The organism is Paenibacillus sp. DP01 (assembly GCF_044784315.1).
In the GTDB taxonomy this organism is placed as follows: domain Bacteria; phylum Bacillota; class Bacilli; order Paenibacillales; family Paenibacillaceae; genus Paenibacillus; species Paenibacillus polymyxa.
On sequence record NZ_CP173059.1, the window covers coordinates 4,273,736 to 4,291,608 of the forward strand.

A 17,873-nucleotide genomic window follows, 5' to 3' on the forward strand; every position below is an offset into this window, starting at 1 on the left:
TTTCAGGTTTGATCTCCTCGTTATCCAGACTTACAGCTCTTCCGGCAACGTACATTCGTCGTACAGCTCAGAAATATCTTCCCACTCATCATCATCTTCAATGGTGGTGATGGAGATTTCGCCGTCTGTGGATGAGCTTACATGATATAATTCATGTTCGCCAGCAGCAGCGCCAGGTCTACGCAATACGGCGTACCGTTGCTCACCTACCTTGAACTCTGCTTCCAACTCCATGCGTAACGCATGACCCTGTTCATCCTGCAACTCTACGTCACCATCAAAAGCTTCTTTCAAATCAGAGGTCCAGCTCAGGTCTTCACGTGAATAGCTCGTCATTTCCCGTCTTCCTCTTCTTCTTCCTCTACAAATGTATTAAAGGTCTCTTCGACGATTTCCCATTCGGCATCGTCTTGGATCACAAACAATTTAATATCATCGCCTTCTTCCTCGTAACGGAAGGCGTACACATCGGACTCATCAGCTTCAGGGTCCACTGGCGCAACCATCATGTACTTCGCTTCGGAACCATCTACCTCAAACTTCATAATGACCTCGAACTCTTCCTCGTTGCCCTCGTCATCGGCAATATAAATAATTTCCGGCTCTTCTTCCATACCCAATTGATTTTCAGCCATTACGAAATCCCCCTCACCTTGTACTGTGTGCGTCCAAATAATTTTGCAAGATCAGGCTTGCGGCCAGTTTATCTACCACCTGCTTGCGTTTTTTGCGGCTGACGTCGGCCTCCAGAAGCGCACGCTCTGCCGAACGCGTCGTCAGCCGTTCATCCCAAAGGTGAACGGGTAAACCCAGTAACTCCTTGAGCCGGTTCGCAAACTCAATGCAAATCTCACCGCGTGGACCCACGGTTCCGTTCATATTTTTCGGCAAGCCTACAACAACCTCACCAATTTCATGTTCACGAACCAAATTTGCAATTTTACCGAACTCGCTGTCGTCACCGCGTCGTTCTATGACTTCCAATCCTTGGGCGGTCCAGCCGAAGGCATCACTTACGGCGACCCCAATTCGGCGATCCCCGTAATCCAATCCCATTACTTTCATGCCTGTCTCCTAACGATGCTTAGCGAGATAGAAACGAACCAGCTCTTCAATCAATTCATCGCGTTCTTTTTTACGCACCAGGCTTCTAGCATTATTATGCCGTGGCACATAAGCCGGATCACCGGATAGCAAATACCCGACGATTTGATTGATCGGATTGTATTCTTTTTCTACCAACGCATCATATACGGTCAACAAAATCTCCTGAGCAGAAGCTTCCTTCTCATCCGCCTTGACATTAAATTTGACCGTTTTGTCCATGGAATCCATTGTTGACACCTCGCTTCCACAAAACATGTGTACATGTTTATGCCAGCTTATTCTTTTATATCATACCATAAGCAAAGCCCTTCAAGGAAATGTCTAAGTCCGTTTTTTTCCAAAAATCCGCAAAAATTATCGAACTTTATCCTTGTGAGGCTGCTGACACCAATTCATGTGCACGTTGAAGTGCTTCGTCCAGCTTGCTCGCATCCTTACCCCCGGCTTGCGCCATGTCAGGTCGTCCGCCGCCACCGCCGCCGCATACGGCCGCAATTTCTTTCACGAGCTTACCTGCATGAAGTCCTGCCTTGGTATGCTCAGCTGGGACAGCAACGACAAAATTAACTTTGTCGTCCATTGCAGCGCCTAGCACCAGCACAGCTGCAGGAAGCTTACTTTTCAGCTCATCAGCAATCGCACGCAGCGCATCCATGCTGGAGGCCTGCACGCGTGCAGCCAACAACTGCACTCCGCCAGCTTGCACAACCTGATCAGTCAGTTGACCCGCCTCAATAGCGCTCAGCTTGCTTTGCAGTGATTCATTTTCACGACTGAGGTCTTTGATCTGTTGCTGCAAAGATTCGATGCGTTTTGGCACCTCGGACAGCTTGGATTTAACCAGCCCAGCCGACACCTTCAACAGCTCTAATTGACCTTCCATGTACTCAAAACCAAAACGTCCGGTCACTGCTTCAATACGACGTACACCTGATCCGATGCCGCTCTCGCTAACAAGCTTGAACAAGCCAATTTGCGAAGTATTGCTGACATGACACCCTCCGCACAGCTCGATGCTGTAATCGCCAACCTTAACGACCCGTACAATATCACCATATTTCTCACCAAACAACGCCATCGCTCCAAGCGCCTTGGCTTCGTCAATCGGTTTCAGTTCAATAGTCACATCCAGTTGGCTCCAGATGGCACGGTTAACCCGCAGTTCAATATCTGCCAGCTCTTCTGGGGTAATGCTACCAAAATGGGAGAAGTCAAAACGCAGACGCCCAGGTTCTACCAAGGAACCCGCCTGATTGACATGGTCACCCAGTACTTCTTTAAGCGCTTTGTGAAGCAAATGCGTAGCCGTATGATTCTTCTCAATTTCTCCACGTGAAGCCTGATCTACTTCAGCTTTTACCGTGTCGCCTACGTTTAGCTCACCGGCTTCTACAACGACCTGATGCACATGCTGACCTTGCGGCGCCTTGAACAGCCCTTCAACCTTCGCGGTTACCGTTCCACCACGCAGTAAGCCATGGTCACTGACTTGCCCGCCGCTTTCAGCATAGAAAGGAGTCACATCCAGCACGACTTGACAGGACTGCCCTTCACTAACACTCTCCACCAGCATATCATTATATACAATTGCCACAATTTTGGACTCAGTTATGAGGTCATTATATCCAACAAATTCACTTTTAACCGCCAGATCGGACAAAGCTCCGCCCTGAATCTTCATGCTGGCATTGTCTTGATGAGCATCACGCGCACGTTGACGCTGTTCCTGCATCGCTTCATCAAAACCTTCACGATCAACTTTCAAGCCCTGCTCGTCCGCATAATCCTCTGTGAGATCAAATGGGAACCCATACGTATCATACAGCTTGAAAGCATCTGCTCCGCTAATGACATTGCGGCCTTCGGCCTTTGCCTGAGCACTGATATCAGCCAAAATAGCTAGTCCGTCTGTCAATGTTTCATGGAAACGCTCTTCTTCTGTTTTAATCACCTTGATGATGAAATCACGCTTGTCCACGACTTCAGGGTAGTACACGCCCATGATGTCCCCAACGGTTTCCACCAGTTCAAACATAAATGGACGGTTCATGCCCAACATCTTTCCATAGCGAACAGCCCGGCGCAGCAAACGGCGAATGACGTAACCCCGTCCTTCGTTGGAAGGAAGTACACCGTCACCAATCGCGAAAGTCACGGTACGAACATGGTCAGCAATGACCTTGAGAGCCACATCACTGTCCACATTGTCGTTATATTTAACTCCTGCCATGGCAGCCGTTTTCTGGATTAGTGGCTGGAAGATATCCGTATCAAAATTGGAATCGACATTTTGCAAAATGGATGCAAAACGTTCCAAACCAGCTCCTGTATCTATATTTTTATTGGGAAGCGGCGTGTAGCTGCCATCTTTGTTATGGTTGAATTGTGAGAATACGAGGTTCCACACTTCCAGATAACGCTCATTTTCTCCCCCTGGATACATTTCAGGGTCTGTCATGTCGCTGCCGTAGGCTTCGCCACGATCATAAAAAATTTCCGTACAAGGTCCGCAAGGGCCTTCACCGATATCCCAGAAATTGTCTTCCAGTTTGATGATACGTTCAGCCGGAAGTCCAACTTTTTCATTCCACAGCTTGTACGCTTCTTCATCCTCAGGATATACCGTTACAGCCAGACGTTCTGGATCAAAGCCGATCCATTTCGGGTCTGTCAGAAACTCCCACGCCCATGTGATGACTTCTTCCTTGAAATAGTCGCCAATAGAAAAGTTCCCAAGCATTTCGAAAAACGTATGATGACGACGCGTTTTACCGACATTTTCAATGTCGTTCGTCCGAATACATTTTTGCGAATTGGCGATACGTGGATTTTCTGGTTTTACGCGTCCGTCAAAATAAGGCTTAAGCGGCGCCATACCCGCATTGATCCATAGCAGGGAAGGATCTTTGTGTGGAACAAGCGGTGCGCTTGGTTCAATCACATGTCCCTTACTTTCAAAAAACTCCAGCCATTTGGAGCGGATTTCACTAGCTTTCATATAAGTAGCCTCCTAATTATGGTGTCACTGGTTTCTGGCACAGGCCATAAAAAATAGAAAAACGCCCCTGAACGGATCAGGGACGATTGTATCGCGGTACCACCCTGGTTATCGCCGTCCCCTCTGTACGAAATGCCACATGTGCAAGCGCACACCAACATCTGCTTAACGGACGATCGATCGCCTTGTTTTCACTGGTAACGGGAGCATCCCGGCGGGTTCAGCCCGCACTCCGAAATGAGCTTTCCCTACTGGATAAACACATTTAAACATACTCAATTCAGTATATCCGTGTCATTTAGCCGTGTCAACGCGATTTCAGACAGCATGCATCTGGGATATAGACGAAATTAGATTGTTTTTCGCTTGACGTAATATGCAAAAAAATGCTGAAGCCCTACCTTCAAAACAGCCATCACTGGAACTGCCAAGATCAAGCCAGCAATTCCCGCAATTTCCCCACCCACTAGCAGAGCGAAAATAATGGCTAACGGATGCAGGTGCAGCGTTCGCCCTACCACCTGAGGGGATATTACATTACTTTCAAGAACTTGAATACAGGAATTAACGACTACCACTAAAAGCACCATTTTTAAGGAAACCGTAGAAGCCATAATTACTGCCGGTGCAGCGCCCAAAAAGGGGCCCAGATATGGAACAATATTAAAAAGAGCCACAACTCCGGCCAGCAATAGCGCATAAGGCATGCCAATCAGCATATATCCAATATACGCCATTACGCCAATAATGACGCACACCAGCAATTGGCCCCTGACATAGTTGCCAAGCGCCTGATCAATTTCCTTAAGCACCGATACAATCGCCTTACGACGAGAACGCGGGAGATAAGAAACAATCGTCCGTTCAAACACGTCAAAATCCTTTAAAATATAAAAAATGAGAAAAGGTACGATGAACACATTAAACAACATGTTGATCATCCCACCGATGTTGTCCATAAAGGTAGAAATCCCAGTAGCCATCCGATTCTCCAGTTGGAAAAACCATTGATTCATCCCCGTACGCACCCCTTGGGGTAAAATACCGCTGTCCATATTCGTCATTAGTCCCTGCGCATGCATGGTCAGCTCTGGCAGATGCTCATTCAGCTCATCCAGTTGTTCAATGAACATCGGAATCAGATTCATCAGGATCACAATAAGACTGGCCAAAAACACAGCGTAAATAAGCAGTACAGCTACACTACGAGGCACCTTTCGACCGCCCAGCATACTCACTACAGGATTAAGTACATAGGAGATGATCATCGCTACCGCAAACGGAGCAATGATTGTTTTCAGAAATTCATACAAATGAAAAAACAAAGGTCTCAGCAGCCAGATAAAATATAGAATGACGAGTCCCAGCAGCGTCCATATGCCGTACCGGAACAGTCTACTTTTCGTTAATTGGTCCATTTTGTGCCCCCTTACCGGACTAGCCTCCTTTAAGTATATGCCTGTACCTGTACTTTAATCCTTCCCGCCAGTCTGAGATGTCCCATTAATAACCATTGCGAAAAATTGATGAAAATGGATGAAAACAATAAACAAAGTCATTCGATCTGACGATATAAGTACAAAGCACTATCCTAAGCTTTCACATTTCTGAAACATCGGGGGTCGTTACATGAACTTAAAAATGAAGCTTATTCTCCTTTTCACTTGCATTGTAATCGTTGCAGCTGGGCCTTTGTCCGTCATTAGCATGACAAGTGTTAAAAATCAGGCCAATCATGATATCCAAGAGCTTATGAACAGCAAAGCTTCCGAAACCGTCAATCAGCTCGACGGATGGACAGGCGGCAAAGCTGAAATTATTGAATCATTAGCTGCGAGTCTGGAATCCAGCGATATTTCATCAGATGCCAAAATAGCATCTCTGAAAGCAGCTTTCCAAAACTATAAGGATCAAAATATTTCCAACATTTATGCAGGGTATGAAGATGGATCTTACTGGGATGGATCTGGCTGGTTTGAAGAGGGTTACGATCCTCGCGCTCGTCCGTGGTACAAGGACGCCAAAACCAAGGGAGAAATGTACTATTCCTCACCTTATACTGATGCAGGCAGCAATGACTTCACCATTTCCATTGCTAAACCTCTCAAGGATGCCAACGGCTCGATCACCGGGGTAGTCAGCGAGGATATTATGCTCAACGATATGACAAAAATGATTAAAGGCATAGACTTGAACGGATTGGGCTACGCATTTCTGATTGACCAAAAGGGAGTCGTAATCGCGCATCCAGACAACAAGCTGGCTGGCAAAAACCTCAAGGAAACCCCCGAGTTAGGATCATCGACCGCGACCCTGCTCAGCACAGCTTCGGGAAAAACAGACTATAGCTACAACGGCAGTGACCGTCAGCTTTATTTTAAAAGAATGCCTAGCACAGGCTGGATTGTAGGCCTGTCTATTTCTAAAGATATTGCTTTTCAGGAATATTACTCTACTCGTAATCAGTTGATTATTACTGTTGCTATCATTTTAGTCGTTGCTATGCTGCTGGCGATTTGGGCGGCAAACAACTTTATCAAGCCGATTCGCAGACTCCAAACAAATGTCAAACGGATAGCTGAAGGCGATATGACCGCTCGTGTGGATATTAAGGGTAAAGATGAAATTGCCAGTCTGGGGACAGATTTTAACCTCATGTCAGACAATCTCTCTCACCTGTTGCGCAAGGTATCAGATACAGCTAGCGATGTCAGTTCCGCTTCCCATGATATGCACCAACACGCCAAAGATACAGGAACCATTGCATCACAAATTTCTAGTGCAGTTCAGGAGCTAGCGCAAGGAGCCAGCGACCAAGCCGAGGCGGTATATTCCGGTTCTGAGAAGCTGACACACATGACAGGCTCCATCAACCAGATTGGCGAAAGTGTCAAACGGACCCAAACTGCTGTATTCGAAACTGATTCTGCTGTGCTGGCCGGCTATGAAACAGCAGAGCGTCAAGCGAAACTGGCAGCCGAGTCCAGACAAACAACCACTGCGGCAGGAGAAGCGGTAGATTCACTCACGCTGAAAACCCAGGATATTGGGCGGCTGGCCGGGGCCATCCACGATATCGCCGCACAAACAAACCTACTGGCCCTCAATGCATCCATTGAAGCGGCACGGGCCGGGGAACACGGACGAGGTTTTGCCGTCGTCGCGGGAGAAGTGAGAAAGCTGGCCGAACAAGCAGGTAGCTCCAGTGACAGTATCATGAGTAAGCTGGAAGAAATTAAAATTGCGGGAGTACAAAGCGCGGAAGAAATGAAGAAGGCTCTTGCTGTAACTGTAGAGCAGGAGCATGCTGCCATTGCAACGAGACAGGCGTTTGAATCCATACGTGGCGCTTCTCAGCACATGCTTGCCCAAATTGAAGATGTTTCTGCTGCAGCAGATCATCTGCGTGTAAATGCCGGACATATTTCTGATGTCATCTCCAGCGTTGTCGCTGTTTCTGAGCAAAGTGCAGCATCTACCGAGGAAGTAGCTTCCTCAGTACAAGAACAAGGTCATGCTATGAACAATATTGCCGACCTTTCTGCCAAACTTGATTCTCATGCAGATCTTCTATTGGAAGAGGTCAAACGCTTTAAATTGTAAAACTAGCCATCTTCACAAGAAAGGATATACAAAAGAGGGTGCCCCCAGGCCAATAGCCGTTCGGGACACCCTCTCCATTTTTTATTAAGCATGATCCAACCCACTTAGCTATATGTTAGGCCATAGGGGGAAGATCACACCTCTTCGTAAACAGCCTGTCCACTTCCCGAGTCAAACTTAGGAAGAAGCGTGAATTTGCGGCAAGTCCTGTTGTGCCATCTCATCTCCAAAGAATAAGTCGTCCAGCGAACTGAGCGTTCCATCCTCTTCCACTTGGTAGACAGACATTTTTTCACCATTCACTTGAAGTTCGATAAAGCATCCCCAGCAATAAAATTGATGGGAGCCAATTTTTCCGATATCTTTGGAATTACAATTCGGACATCTCAATAAACTCACCCTATCCATTAACAGAATATATGGCTTTTTCCAGACGCTGCTCGCTTAACGGGGGAACCATAACAGCATTTTCCCCGATGGACATATCTTCGGTGCAGGGCAGCCATTTCCGCCCTTCAATAATATCCGATACAAAACCATCGCTGATTTCCAAGCCTATTATGTTATTGCCCATTTCCTGGTCAAAATAAACATCCGAGATGTGCCCGAGCATAAGCCCTTCCTCTGTTAGCACGGATAAATCCTTCAGTTTACCGGGTCCAAGCAAGTACGTATGTTGTATATCATGGGCCTCTGTTTTACGGACGGCCTGCTGATTGCGAATCATGATCGCATCTTCACCATAAGCAACGATGTCATCCCAGGCCACCATTTTGACATGAGATGAAAAAAGCCCTTTACCTTCTAGCTCAATCCCTGTAATTCGCCAATCAGCTGTCAACATAAAGTCATGTATTTTACCAATCTGCTTCCCGTCCTCGACATCGAAAACAGCAAGTCCGATCATGTCTTGAAGCCTCATATATAGGGTCCCTCCTTACTATGCAGTCCGAACGAAGGTGCGGTGTTTTTCCTACATGCCTGTCAATACCTTGCTTCCGTTCATGCAATGAAATGGAAACCGCTCCTCCCTTCTTACTAAAATGCGGAGAAATCCCTAGTACCTAGTACGCAGCCGCTTCCATATAGTTTCAATTTTCTTGGCCGTGTATTCCATTTCTTCCGTAGTATTACCCAAACCGAAGCTAAATCGAATCGCTGAATTCAAAACATCTTCAGGAAGATCCATCGCCTGCAACACATGCGATAGCTCTAAAGACCCCGAAGTGCAGGCTGATCCGCTGGCAGCTGCGATTCCTTCCATATCGAGATTCATCAGCATGGTCTCTGTACCAATGGCCGGAAAGCTAATATTTAGCACATTAGGCACAAAATGTTCAGGATCGCCATTGATTATAAACTCATCGCTGCCCAGAGAGCTTTCCAACGCTTTTAGCAGCGTTTGGCGAAGAGCCATATCGTGTGCTCCTCGCTCTTCAATGGAAGCATTGGCAAGAGTTGCGGCTTTAGCAAGCCCAGCAATGCCGGCGATGTTTTCTGTTCCTGCACGGCGTTTCTTCTCCTGAAGTCCCCCATGCATTAGCGGCTGAATGCGTGTACCCTGACGGATATACAATGCACCCACTCCTTGCGGTCCGTTAATCTTATGGCCAGACACACTAAGTAAGTCAATCGGGAGGTTCCCGCAGTCGATGGATATATGCCCGAAGGCTTGGACTGCATCTACATGAAATATAATTCCATGCTCTCTCGCAATCTGTCCTACTTCTTGGATCGGCTGAATGACGCCCACTTCATTGTTGGCATACATCATGCTGATCAAAAAAGTATCCGGGCGAATAGCTGCCTCAATGTCCGCAGGATTCACACGCCCAAAACCATTGACTGGGACATAGGTCACCTGGTATCCCGCTTTTTCCAGCTCATCGCAAGCATGAAGCACGGCGTGATGTTCAATCGCGGTTGTAATAATATGGCCGGAAGTACGACCATCTGCCGTAGCCGTCCCAAACAGGGCCAGATTATCACTCTCTGTCCCTCCGCTCGTAAATATAATTTCTTCAGGCTTGCAGCCCAAAGAGGCCGCAACGGCATCCCGCGCTGCGCTGACGGTGCGCTTGGCATCGCGGCCAAAGGCATGAACGCTCGAAGCGTTGCCGAATTGGCCGGTCATGATATCCATCATAGTCTGCGCAACCTCAGGATGCATAGGAGTCGATGCGGCATGATCCAGATAAATTCTGTTCATGTTATCCACCTCAAATATAGAACATCTTGTTTTTAGTATTGCTGAAGTTCCATTATATACTTCTTTATTGATATAATGCACTTTAAAAGTTTTTGTAAGAGCATTTCATTGCAAGTTTTTACGGAGGCCCCCTTGATCCGATTATCGGTGTAAGAAGACAGATATCACGAAGAGATTGTACTATAAAAAGCTTTGGCCAAAGCTCAAGCTGCTTATGACGAAATCAAAAAAGGGATTGGTCCGTAAAAAATAACTCTCAGACATGCTCAAGCTTGGTAATTTACAGGATAGACAATTTTAATGTATTTTATATAGAATTAAAGCCCCATATAATGGGGCTAAAACGTTTGATGAGCCAAGATATCTCTTGTTATATACACAATTGGAAATTAAATATAAAACATGTAGTTATCCAATTCATCATGTTCTTGGTATGTGATCAAGTCCTTGAGTGTAGTTGAATCCAGCACTTCAGCAATGCTGTCACGAATTCGCAGCCAGAGCTGACGTTTTGCCGGATCGTCTTCTTCCGTAAAATCAACTGGAGAAATCGGGCCTTCCAGCACACGAATGATGTCTCCTGCTGTTACGCCTGACGGTTCATTCGCCAAAATATAACCGCCATAAGCACCACGGATACTTTTTACCAAACCTGCATTACGCAAAGGCGCAATGAGCTGCTCCAGATAATGCTCTGATAGCTGATTTTTTTCGGCAATACTTTTTAAAGAAGTTGGACCTTCGCCAAACCTGGCCGCAAGCTCCATCATAATGGTCAGGCCGTAACGGCCTTTCGTTGATATTTTCAATTGTGGCACCTCGCTTATATTAACAATTCCGTTAAACACGCGGAATATTTGGAGTTGTAAACCTCTCTATTCCGATCCTAACCCTCAGCTTATGTTAACATATTAGGGCAGGTAAAGGGAAACATTACGGTAACAATCTTAAAAAAAGTTGCTTTCGAGCGATTAGCAACAGATTTAGCCCGTTTTATGTAGCTTTCTTGCATCGTTCGCCGTGTCGTTTGTTCATCCAAACATCGTAACTTATTATCGTTTATGTTACAATAGGTGGGTTCTACAACAATATTGAAAGAATTGGGTGATGACCATGGCTAAAGCCAATCATGAAACCCGTGTCGTCGTCGGCATGTCCGGTGGCGTCGACTCATCCGTTACCGCGCTGCTGCTAAAGGAGCAGGGCTATGACGTAATCGGCATCTTCATGAAAAATTGGGATGACACGGATGAATTTGGCCGTTGTACGGCTGAAGAGGATGCGGAGGATGTACGCCGCGTCTGTGAACAGATCGACATTCCTTACTATACAGTCAATTTTGAAAAAGAATACTTTGATAAAGTATTCTCCTATTTTCTTGATGAATATAAAGCTGGACGCACACCCAATCCAGATGTCATGTGCAACCGTGAAATTAAGTTCGGCGAGTTTCTGAACAAAGCGCTGGATTTGGGAGCAGATTATGTTGCTACTGGACATTATGCACGGGTTGTGGAGGAAGACGGCCGCTTTACTTTGCTGCGAGGTGTGGACAGCAACAAGGATCAGACTTATTTCCTGAATGCATTAAGCCAAACACAGTTGTCGCGAGCCATGTTTCCGATCGGTCATCTGCCGAAACCAGAAGTACGTAAAATCGCAGAAGCTGCGGGACTTTATACAGCCAAGAAAAAAGATAGCACGGGCGTATGCTTTATCGGCGAACGCAATTTTAAGGAGTTTCTGAGTGGATATCTGCCTGCAAAAGGTGGAGATATGGTGGATATTGCTACGGGTGAAGTCAAAGGACGCCACGATGGTCTGATGTACTATACACTGGGTCAACGACAAGGCTTGGGCATTGGCGGTTCAGGTTCAGGCGAACCATGGTTCGTAGCAGATAAGGATCTGGAGAAGAACATCCTGTATGTGGTACAAGGTGATCGTCACCACAGCCTGTATTCTACCAGCCTGATTGCCACGGATGTAAACTGGATTGAAGGCGCAGATGCACGTCCATCCGGCGAATTCCGCTGCACAGCCAAGTTCCGTTACCGTCAGCCTGACCAGCAAGTCACTTTACAATGGCTTGCGGATGGGACCGTGCATGTCGTATTTGATGTACATCAAAAGGCCATTACCCCTGGACAAGCAGTTGTATTTTATGACGGGGAACGTTGTCTGGGTGGGGGAACCATTGATAAGGTTGAAAAACTTCAGCCTGAAACGGTTTGAATGAATGACAATTAACATTGAATAGCCGTAATAAAAAAGTCGTCTCTCCTGATTTGGGAGGAGCGACTTTTTTCTGTTACATGTTTTTAGCCATAAGTCGAAGGGAATTGGTTATCTGCTCTTTATTATGTCTATCATGCTGAACAAACATTTCCTGTAAAAAGGTTTCCAAAGTATACAGGCTATTAGGAGTTTAATAATTAGTTTATTGGACAATGATAGCCCATCGAAAAAGACCTTAGAGGCACAAAGCTAATCAAGCAGTAAAACTATTCTTGGACTATTAAGCCCTTTATTTTTTCACAAATTTTTTCGGCGTCACTTTTGTTCTTAGAATTCAATAGAAGATTATCCAAGAAATCTTCAACAAAATTCCTTACAGTAGAATCAAATATACCAATGGGAATATATTCAACTCCAATTGGATTCATGAAAGTGATCCCTTCCGAAGAGTACGTAGACTCATTATCCCATGCAATCTCTATTTTATCGTTAACTCTCCTGAAGAATACATCAGGCAAAAATGAGCCTGCTCTATTTGAAAACCATGAGTGTTTAAACTCCCATTCTTGCTTTGTATCGAACCATTGATCAAATTCAGCGTCATTGTCGGAATCAAACAACAAACAATTATCTATAAGTTCAAGAGAGTTTTGTCCTTCAACTGGAAGAGGAAATGCTTCATCACTCAATATATGCATATGATTTTCACTAAACCATTCAACAATATAAATTAAGTTCCATTGAAAAGGTGTTACAACATTCTCTTTCTTGAACTCAAAAATATTTCTTCCTCGAACAAAAATTTCAATTTCTCCCCATGATTCACCAGCTAAACTCTTTTCATTAAAAGGATTATTTACAAGTTCATATTGGATAGCAAAAGTACTTTTATCTCCAAATGTTCTCAGAATAACGCACCTCACTTATTTCTTAATAGCTTATTGTACTCCACTTTCGTAATTTTACCATCCCTTAGGAACTGCCTCAATACATCGGCAGGTACTTCCCTAGCAGGGTTCGTAACCTCATATGGATGCCAACCCGTTTCACCATCTGGTTGAAATTTAACAAGCTTCCCCTCATAAATATTATATAATTGCTTATTTTTTGAAGATGAATAGGCTGCATCCAATAACTTTTGCCCTGTCTCAGCGTCTGGAATGGGGTTAGGACTCCCCCACCCACTTTGAGGATCATGTTTAGGGCTAGGCTCATATGTTCTCTTTTGAATTTCACCCGTTCCTTCAAAACCATCAGGTACCTTTTCTACCTTAACTTCTGGGGAGTTAGACGAACCTCTACCTTCTCCTTTGGCCATCTGCCACAATTCCGCTGAGCTTTCCCCTACTCCACTTGCACTTTTAACCGCAGTTGTAGCTCCATGCGCCGCCAAAGCTGCCGATCCAATTAATCCGGGCACTCCGATTATACTCCCTACGCCTGTAGATGATATAGCAACTGATAATCCTTCTCCACCCAATCCAGCTACTACCTCACCAGCCCCCTGCAATGTTGTAGCTACATTCCCGAGGATTTCTCCTACTTTAGCTGCCATGGGATGATCATAATCTCGTTCTTTATCTGGCAGCATCCCCAATGTCAAATTTCCCTGAATAGCTCCTTTTGCTCCCTGTGCAGTATCCCAAAGGATTTCTCCTTGAAGTTTGCTAGCTTCCAATTGAGCTTCAGCCTTGGTAATCTCAGCTTGTCCAATCTGTTCAAAGATTTTATGTAACCAACCTTCACCTGTGGATGCCGTTTTAACAGGGGCACCAAGCCAGGGCACATTCAATACGACTTTTTCTCCATCTACCTGTGTAAAGTTTTTTGAAATAAAAATAAGTTCTTGTGCTACTGTCGATAGTCGGTCAATTGTTACACTCATGGATTGTCGAGAAACCTGAAATTCCTGAAAAAATCTCTCTTGGGTGGCACCATACCAGCCTTGTTGGACAAAATCAATTCGTCCATTCAAGAAATTCAGCATACGTTCCAATTCATGCTTTCCTTGTAAAAACTGATCAGCAACTTCCATCAGTTTGTCAGGTGGAACTAATATTCTCCCCATTTTAACCACGCCCACTTTAATTTTGATGGAAATAATCTTATCAGAAGGGGATGTTTAGGGACATCCATCTATTATCCTGATATTTCCTTTTATATTATGTGACCAATGGACTGAAATAAACAGATTACTATGTCAAAAGTATTATAATCCCTTGTTATGAGTTACATGGATCAAAGTAGAGTTAAATTTCAAGCTGCGTCTAGGAGTGGAAGTGTAACCGTTTCTGTTGATATCGTCTTTCTGCATGACTGTGAGTAATGACAACTTGCTCATTGTGGGCAACTTACGTGAAGAGGTTCATTCATGCGCTCATCGGTTGTTAAACGGATTGCGACACTAAGAAATTTTTGATAACGCCCCCATTTGGGTATATGATGTAGACAAGATCATTACTTCAATTGAAAAGGAGCGTGCCTTTATGTCTGATTCATTAGGAATGCTGACACCGGGTAAGAAAGTTTCTTTGAAAGAATGGGACCCCAAGGATACGAAGAATATTAAAAATAAAGAAGAAATCCGACAGGAAACAGATCAATTGAAGGAACGCTTTGCCGAATTACAAAGTAAATTATTTACAGAGAAAAAACAAGCCGTTTTGTTTGTATTCCAGGGTATGGATTGCAGCGGAAAAGATGGCGTGATCAAGCAGGTATTTTCTAATCTTAACCCTGCCGGGGTGACTGTACACAGCTTCAAATCACCTACGACTGAGGAATTAAGCCATGATTTCTTGTGGCGCGCCCATAGCGTAACTCCAGGACGCGGATATATTGCGGCGTTCAACCGTTCTTACTACGAGGATGTGCTGATTACACGTGTTCACGGACAGGTATCCGATAAGCAGGCCAAGCAGAATATGAAGCATATCAAGCATTTTGAACAGTTGTTGCTGGATAGTGGTGTAAAGGTGGTTAAAATCTTTTTACATATTTCAAAGCAATTCCAGTTGGAAAAGCTGATTGACCGGATTGAGAAGCCTCGCAAAAACTGGAAGCTTGATCCGAGTGATTTGCAGGAACGGAAATTTTGGAAGCAATATACCCAATACTATGAGGAGGTACTAGAGCTAAGTGCAACCAAGCAAGCACCTTGGTATGTTGTTCCTTCAGACAATCGTTGGTACAGAGATTATACTGTACTGCGGATTGCCGTCCAAACGCTAGAGGAAATGAAGCTGTCTGACCCTGATCCACGACCTGAACTCAAAGCCCTTTTACCTGAATTATACAAAGAACGAGATAAAAAATAGTTAAATAAACACAGCACTAAGCTTCCGCCCTCCTATTCATGGCTGATAACGCCTTGAGTGAGGGTTTGGAAGCTTTTATGGTGTGCTCACATGTCATTTTGAAAATTTATAAGGTATAACTGACCCTGTACCCGATTGCTGCAGCTATAACTCCTACTATTACAGAAGATAATACATACATAGCCATACGTCGGTATTTTTTGTGTTCCATCAGTTGAAGAGATTCATAGCCGAATGTGGAAAAGGTGGTGTAGCCGCCACAAAAACCGGTTCCCAGTAGCATCCAGAGTGCAGGAGACAAATTGTGTTGCGCAAACTCGCCATACAGCCAGCCTAGCAGCAATGAACCGCTAATATTAATGATCCACGTCCCCCACGGGAATACAGTACCCAACCTTTTTCCGGCCCACATGCCAAGCCCGTATCTAGCTAAAGTACCTACCATCCCACCTGCTGCCGCCCACCAAATCATAAATGCTCCTCCTTAGGGGCAACCTGTGTCATTTTTGTGCCTAAACGGATACCTGCCCACGTCAAAAACAAGCCCCCGCCTACGCTAAGCAGCAAGTACAATATAGCCGTCAGCATACGATCGTGAACCGTGAGGCGTACAGCATCCACTGTAAAAGTGGAAAAGGTAGTAAATCCCCCTGTAAAGCCTGTTCCGATGGCAAGTCGCCAGCGGGGGTTGATCCGCCATGATCGCAAGGTCACCGTAAAAAAACAGCCGAGAAACAGGCAGCCAAGCCAATTCATTAACAGGACGCCAAATGGAAAGTCTGCCCCAGCCGCAGGCAATAATAATTGTATACTGTAGCGAGCAGAGGTTCCGAGCGCTCCACCTGCTGCGACGAATAGTACGTCTTTCATTTCTTTTATTCCCTTCTTCGCTCTTGCAAGATCATCGTGTAACCTGACAATGTCGTACACACTTCGTATATTAAAGTCACACATATATTAAGACTGTGAATCCCGCCAACGTTGGTTTTGCCTGATTTTAGACTCATTTCCCTGCTCAGTGGCCTGGTAAAAGGTCTGGTCTGCTATCGAATCGGGCAAGTATTGCTGTCTCACATAGTGATTCGGAAAATTATGCGGATATTGATAGCCAACATGGCCGAGTTTTTCCGAGCCTTTGTAATGTGCATCGCGCAGATGTAGCGGCACCTCGGCCGATTTTATATCGTCCATGGCCGACATGGCCCGTGAAATCGCCGTGTATACGGCATTCGACTTGGGACTTTCCACGGCGAACAAAATGGCCTGTGCAATGTTCAGTTTGGCCTCAGGCCAGCCGTTATTGCGGTAGGCCTCAAGCGCACTCACCGCTTGCACCATCGCCTGCGGGTTCGCCAGACCAATGTCCTCGCTGCTCGCTGCAATGAGGCGGCGAATAAAAGTCATCGGGTCCATGCCGAGCTTCTCTACGGCATACAGGAACCAGAACAGCGCCGCGTCGCTGGAACCGCGAATGCTTTTGTGAAAGGCAGACAGCACGTCATATTGTGTGGACTCGTCTGCCTTGACAATCGGGCGGCGGATGGATTCCTCTGCCACTTCCAGCGTCACATGAATCGTGCCGTCTGCCAGCGGAGGGGTCGTGAGCGCCGCTAGCTCCAGTGCGTTCAATGCACGGCGGATATCGCCGTTCGCCATGGACGCGATGTGGTCCAGTGCAGCTTCATCTACCTGAAGCTGCATATAGCCGAGCCCCTTGTCCGCATCGCTCAAGGCACGGCGCATAGCAGCCAGCGAATGCTCCCGGGTTAGCGCTTCAAGCTGAAATAACGTAGAACGGCTCATTAAAGCGCCGTTGACGTAGTGAAAGGGGTTTTCCGTCGTGGCGCCGATAAATACGATCGTTCCCTTTTCCACCGCAGGCAGCAATGCATCCTGACGCGAACTGTTAAAACGATGGACCTCGTCAAGAAACAGAATAGTCTTTTTGCCATACATCGATTTATTCGTCTGTGCACGGTCAATGACTTCTCTTACATCCTTTACAGATGCTTCTACTGCATTTAGACGGACGAAATCACCTTGCGTGTGTTGAGAAATGATATGTGCCAGTGTCGTTTTGCCGCATCCCGGTGGCCCGTACAGCAATATAGAAGAAACCTGATCGGCCTCTATAGCTCTCCGCAGTAGCTTGCCTGGACCCACAACATGCTCCTGTCCAATATATTCATCCAGCGATGTCGGACGCAGGCGGTCTGCAAGCAACCGATTGTTTGGCGTTGACTCCTGGGAATATGAAAATAAGTCCAATTCATTCACTTCCTTATCATTTATGAACGAACACTTTCTTTTTTCATTGAAAACAAGTTCGCCCATACAGCTAAAAGACATGAAAATTCAATCGATCTACTGTATTAAAACGATTATAAACCGCCTCTTATTC

18 protein-coding genes are annotated in these 17,873 nt (G+C 45.6%); 3 read left to right on the plus strand and 15 right to left on the minus strand.

The window, feature by feature from the left end:
* Positions 1 to 30: 30 nt before the first annotated feature.
* The 6 genes from ACH59B_RS18675 to ACH59B_RS18700 form a co-directional block, all read right to left on the minus strand.
* Positions 31 to 336: a DUF1292 domain-containing protein gene (locus tag ACH59B_RS18675; protein WP_017426726.1), complete on the minus strand. Its 306-nt coding sequence runs from the start codon at positions 334 to 336 to the stop codon at positions 31 to 33.
* On the minus strand, positions 333 to 635 hold the full coding sequence (locus tag ACH59B_RS18680) for a DUF1292 domain-containing protein (protein ID WP_013372606.1): 303 nt from the start codon (positions 633 to 635) through the stop codon (positions 333 to 335). Before ACH59B_RS18680 ends, ACH59B_RS18675 begins: the two co-directional genes overlap by 4 nt.
* 13 nt (positions 636 to 648) lie before the next feature.
* Positions 649 to 1,065 carry a Holliday junction resolvase RuvX gene (gene ruvX, locus ACH59B_RS18685; protein WP_016819084.1) on the minus strand — a complete coding sequence of 139 codons (417 nt, stop codon included), beginning with the start codon at positions 1,063 to 1,065 and terminating at the stop codon, positions 649 to 651.
* Between the two features lie 9 nt (positions 1,066 to 1,074).
* Positions 1,075 to 1,335 (minus strand): IreB family regulatory phosphoprotein, encoded by a 261-nt coding sequence (locus ACH59B_RS18690; RefSeq protein ID WP_007431624.1) that lies wholly within the window; start codon positions 1,333 to 1,335, stop codon positions 1,075 to 1,077.
* Between the two features lie 136 nt (positions 1,336 to 1,471).
* Entirely contained in the window at positions 1,472 to 4,105 is a 2,634-nt protein-coding gene (gene alaS / locus ACH59B_RS18695; protein WP_017426725.1) for an alanine--tRNA ligase, read from the minus strand.
* Positions 4,106 to 4,455: 350 nt separating this feature from the next.
* Positions 4,456 to 5,523 (minus strand): AI-2E family transporter, encoded by a 1,068-nt coding sequence (locus ACH59B_RS18700; protein ID WP_016819086.1) that lies wholly within the window; start codon positions 5,521 to 5,523, stop codon positions 4,456 to 4,458.
* Positions 5,524 to 5,734: 211 nt separating this feature from the next.
* Here ACH59B_RS18700 and ACH59B_RS18705 point away from each other — a divergent pair, with 211 nt between their 5' ends.
* Complete coding sequence (locus tag ACH59B_RS18705; RefSeq protein ID WP_017426724.1) at positions 5,735 to 7,708, plus strand: methyl-accepting chemotaxis protein; 1,974 nt, start codon at positions 5,735 to 5,737, stop codon at positions 7,706 to 7,708.
* Between the two features lie 177 nt (positions 7,709 to 7,885).
* Here ACH59B_RS18705 and ACH59B_RS18710 read toward each other — a convergent pair whose 3' ends face one another.
* From ACH59B_RS18710 to cymR, 4 genes are all read right to left on the minus strand, one after another.
* On the minus strand, positions 7,886 to 8,098 hold the full coding sequence (locus ACH59B_RS18710; RefSeq protein ID WP_013311529.1) for a hypothetical protein: 213 nt from the start codon (positions 8,096 to 8,098) through the stop codon (positions 7,886 to 7,888).
* A 10-nt stretch (positions 8,099 to 8,108) separates the two neighbouring features.
* Entirely contained in the window at positions 8,109 to 8,630 is a 522-nt protein-coding gene (locus tag ACH59B_RS18715; RefSeq protein ID WP_016819088.1) for a PRC-barrel domain-containing protein, read from the minus strand.
* A gap of 135 nt (positions 8,631 to 8,765) precedes the next feature.
* Positions 8,766 to 9,917: a cysteine desulfurase family protein gene (locus tag ACH59B_RS18720; protein WP_017426722.1), complete on the minus strand. Its 1,152-nt coding sequence runs from the start codon at positions 9,915 to 9,917 to the stop codon at positions 8,766 to 8,768.
* A gap of 389 nt (positions 9,918 to 10,306) precedes the next feature.
* Positions 10,307 to 10,726 (minus strand): cysteine metabolism transcriptional regulator CymR, encoded by a 420-nt coding sequence (cymR, locus tag ACH59B_RS18725; RefSeq protein WP_013372613.1) that lies wholly within the window; start codon positions 10,724 to 10,726, stop codon positions 10,307 to 10,309.
* 304 nt (positions 10,727 to 11,030) lie between these two features.
* On the opposite strand from cymR, the gene mnmA reads away from it, so the two are divergent.
* Positions 11,031 to 12,152: a tRNA 2-thiouridine(34) synthase MnmA gene (mnmA, locus tag ACH59B_RS18730; protein ID WP_025365607.1), complete on the plus strand. Its 1,122-nt coding sequence runs from the start codon at positions 11,031 to 11,033 to the stop codon at positions 12,150 to 12,152.
* A 269-nt stretch (positions 12,153 to 12,421) separates the two neighbouring features.
* On the opposite strand, the gene ACH59B_RS18735 is transcribed toward mnmA, so the two are convergent.
* Together ACH59B_RS18735 and ACH59B_RS18740 are read right to left on the minus strand one after the other, a co-directional pair.
* Positions 12,422 to 13,078 (minus strand): DUF5984 family protein, encoded by a 657-nt coding sequence (locus ACH59B_RS18735; protein ID WP_017426720.1) that lies wholly within the window; start codon positions 13,076 to 13,078, stop codon positions 12,422 to 12,424.
* Positions 13,075 to 14,223, minus strand: coding sequence for a WXG100 family type VII secretion target (locus ACH59B_RS18740; protein ID WP_025365609.1), 1,149 nt, complete (start codon positions 14,221 to 14,223; stop codon positions 13,075 to 13,077). The genes ACH59B_RS18735 and ACH59B_RS18740 overlap by 4 nt, the downstream gene beginning before the upstream one ends.
* Positions 14,224 to 14,641: 418 nt before the next feature.
* Here ACH59B_RS18740 and ACH59B_RS18745 point away from each other — a divergent pair, with 418 nt between their 5' ends.
* Entirely contained in the window at positions 14,642 to 15,472 is an 831-nt protein-coding gene (locus tag ACH59B_RS18745) for a PPK2 family polyphosphate kinase (protein ID WP_016819116.1), read from the plus strand.
* A gap of 106 nt (positions 15,473 to 15,578) precedes the next feature.
* Here the strand turns inward: ACH59B_RS18745 and crcB (ACH59B_RS18750) are convergent, their stop codons facing one another.
* From crcB (ACH59B_RS18750) to ACH59B_RS18760, 3 genes are all read right to left on the minus strand, one after another.
* Complete coding sequence (gene crcB / locus ACH59B_RS18750; protein ID WP_016819117.1) at positions 15,579 to 15,944, minus strand: fluoride efflux transporter CrcB; 366 nt, start codon at positions 15,942 to 15,944, stop codon at positions 15,579 to 15,581.
* On the minus strand, positions 15,941 to 16,342 hold the full coding sequence (gene crcB, locus ACH59B_RS18755) for a fluoride efflux transporter CrcB (protein WP_017426718.1): 402 nt from the start codon (positions 16,340 to 16,342) through the stop codon (positions 15,941 to 15,943). Before crcB (ACH59B_RS18755) ends, crcB (ACH59B_RS18750) begins: the two co-directional genes overlap by 4 nt.
* Before the next feature lie 87 nt (positions 16,343 to 16,429).
* Entirely contained in the window at positions 16,430 to 17,740 is a 1,311-nt protein-coding gene (locus tag ACH59B_RS18760) for a replication-associated recombination protein A (protein ID WP_017426717.1), read from the minus strand.
* Positions 17,741 to 17,873: the final 133 nt, after the last annotated feature.

What these genes read in the sequence shown, in the direction of transcription:
- ACH59B_RS18675 (WP_017426726.1), bottom strand. Translation starts at nt 336, where the DNA reads ATGACGAGCTATTCACGTGAAGACCTGAGCTGGACCTCTGATTTGAAA.
- ACH59B_RS18680 (WP_013372606.1), bottom strand. Translation starts at nt 635, where the DNA reads ATGGCTGAAAATCAATTGGGTATGGAAGAAGAGCCGGAAATTATTTAT.
- ruvX (WP_016819084.1), bottom strand. Translation starts at nt 1,065, where the DNA reads ATGAAAGTAATGGGATTGGATTACGGGGATCGCCGAATTGGGGTCGCC.
- ACH59B_RS18690 (WP_007431624.1), bottom strand. Translation starts at nt 1,335, where the DNA reads ATGGATTCCATGGACAAAACGGTCAAATTTAATGTCAAGGCGGATGAG.
- alaS (WP_017426725.1), bottom strand. Translation starts at nt 4,105, where the DNA reads ATGAAAGCTAGTGAAATCCGCTCCAAATGGCTGGAGTTTTTTGAAAGT.
- ACH59B_RS18700 (WP_016819086.1), bottom strand. Translation starts at nt 5,523, where the DNA reads ATGGACCAATTAACGAAAAGTAGACTGTTCCGGTACGGCATATGGACG.
- ACH59B_RS18705 (WP_017426724.1), top strand. Translation starts at nt 5,735, where the DNA reads ATGAACTTAAAAATGAAGCTTATTCTCCTTTTCACTTGCATTGTAATC.
- ACH59B_RS18715 (WP_016819088.1), bottom strand. Translation starts at nt 8,630, where the DNA reads ATGAGGCTTCAAGACATGATCGGACTTGCTGTTTTCGATGTCGAGGAC.
- ACH59B_RS18720 (WP_017426722.1), bottom strand. Translation starts at nt 9,917, where the DNA reads ATGAACAGAATTTATCTGGATCATGCCGCATCGACTCCTATGCATCCT.
- mnmA (WP_025365607.1), top strand. Translation starts at nt 11,031, where the DNA reads ATGGCTAAAGCCAATCATGAAACCCGTGTCGTCGTCGGCATGTCCGGT.
- ACH59B_RS18740 (WP_025365609.1), bottom strand. Translation starts at nt 14,223, where the DNA reads ATGGGGAGAATATTAGTTCCACCTGACAAACTGATGGAAGTTGCTGAT.
- ACH59B_RS18745 (WP_016819116.1), top strand. Translation starts at nt 14,642, where the DNA reads ATGTCTGATTCATTAGGAATGCTGACACCGGGTAAGAAAGTTTCTTTG.
- crcB (WP_016819117.1), bottom strand. Translation starts at nt 15,944, where the DNA reads ATGATTTGGTGGGCGGCAGCAGGTGGGATGGTAGGTACTTTAGCTAGA.
- crcB (WP_017426718.1), bottom strand. Translation starts at nt 16,342, where the DNA reads ATGAAAGACGTACTATTCGTCGCAGCAGGTGGAGCGCTCGGAACCTCT.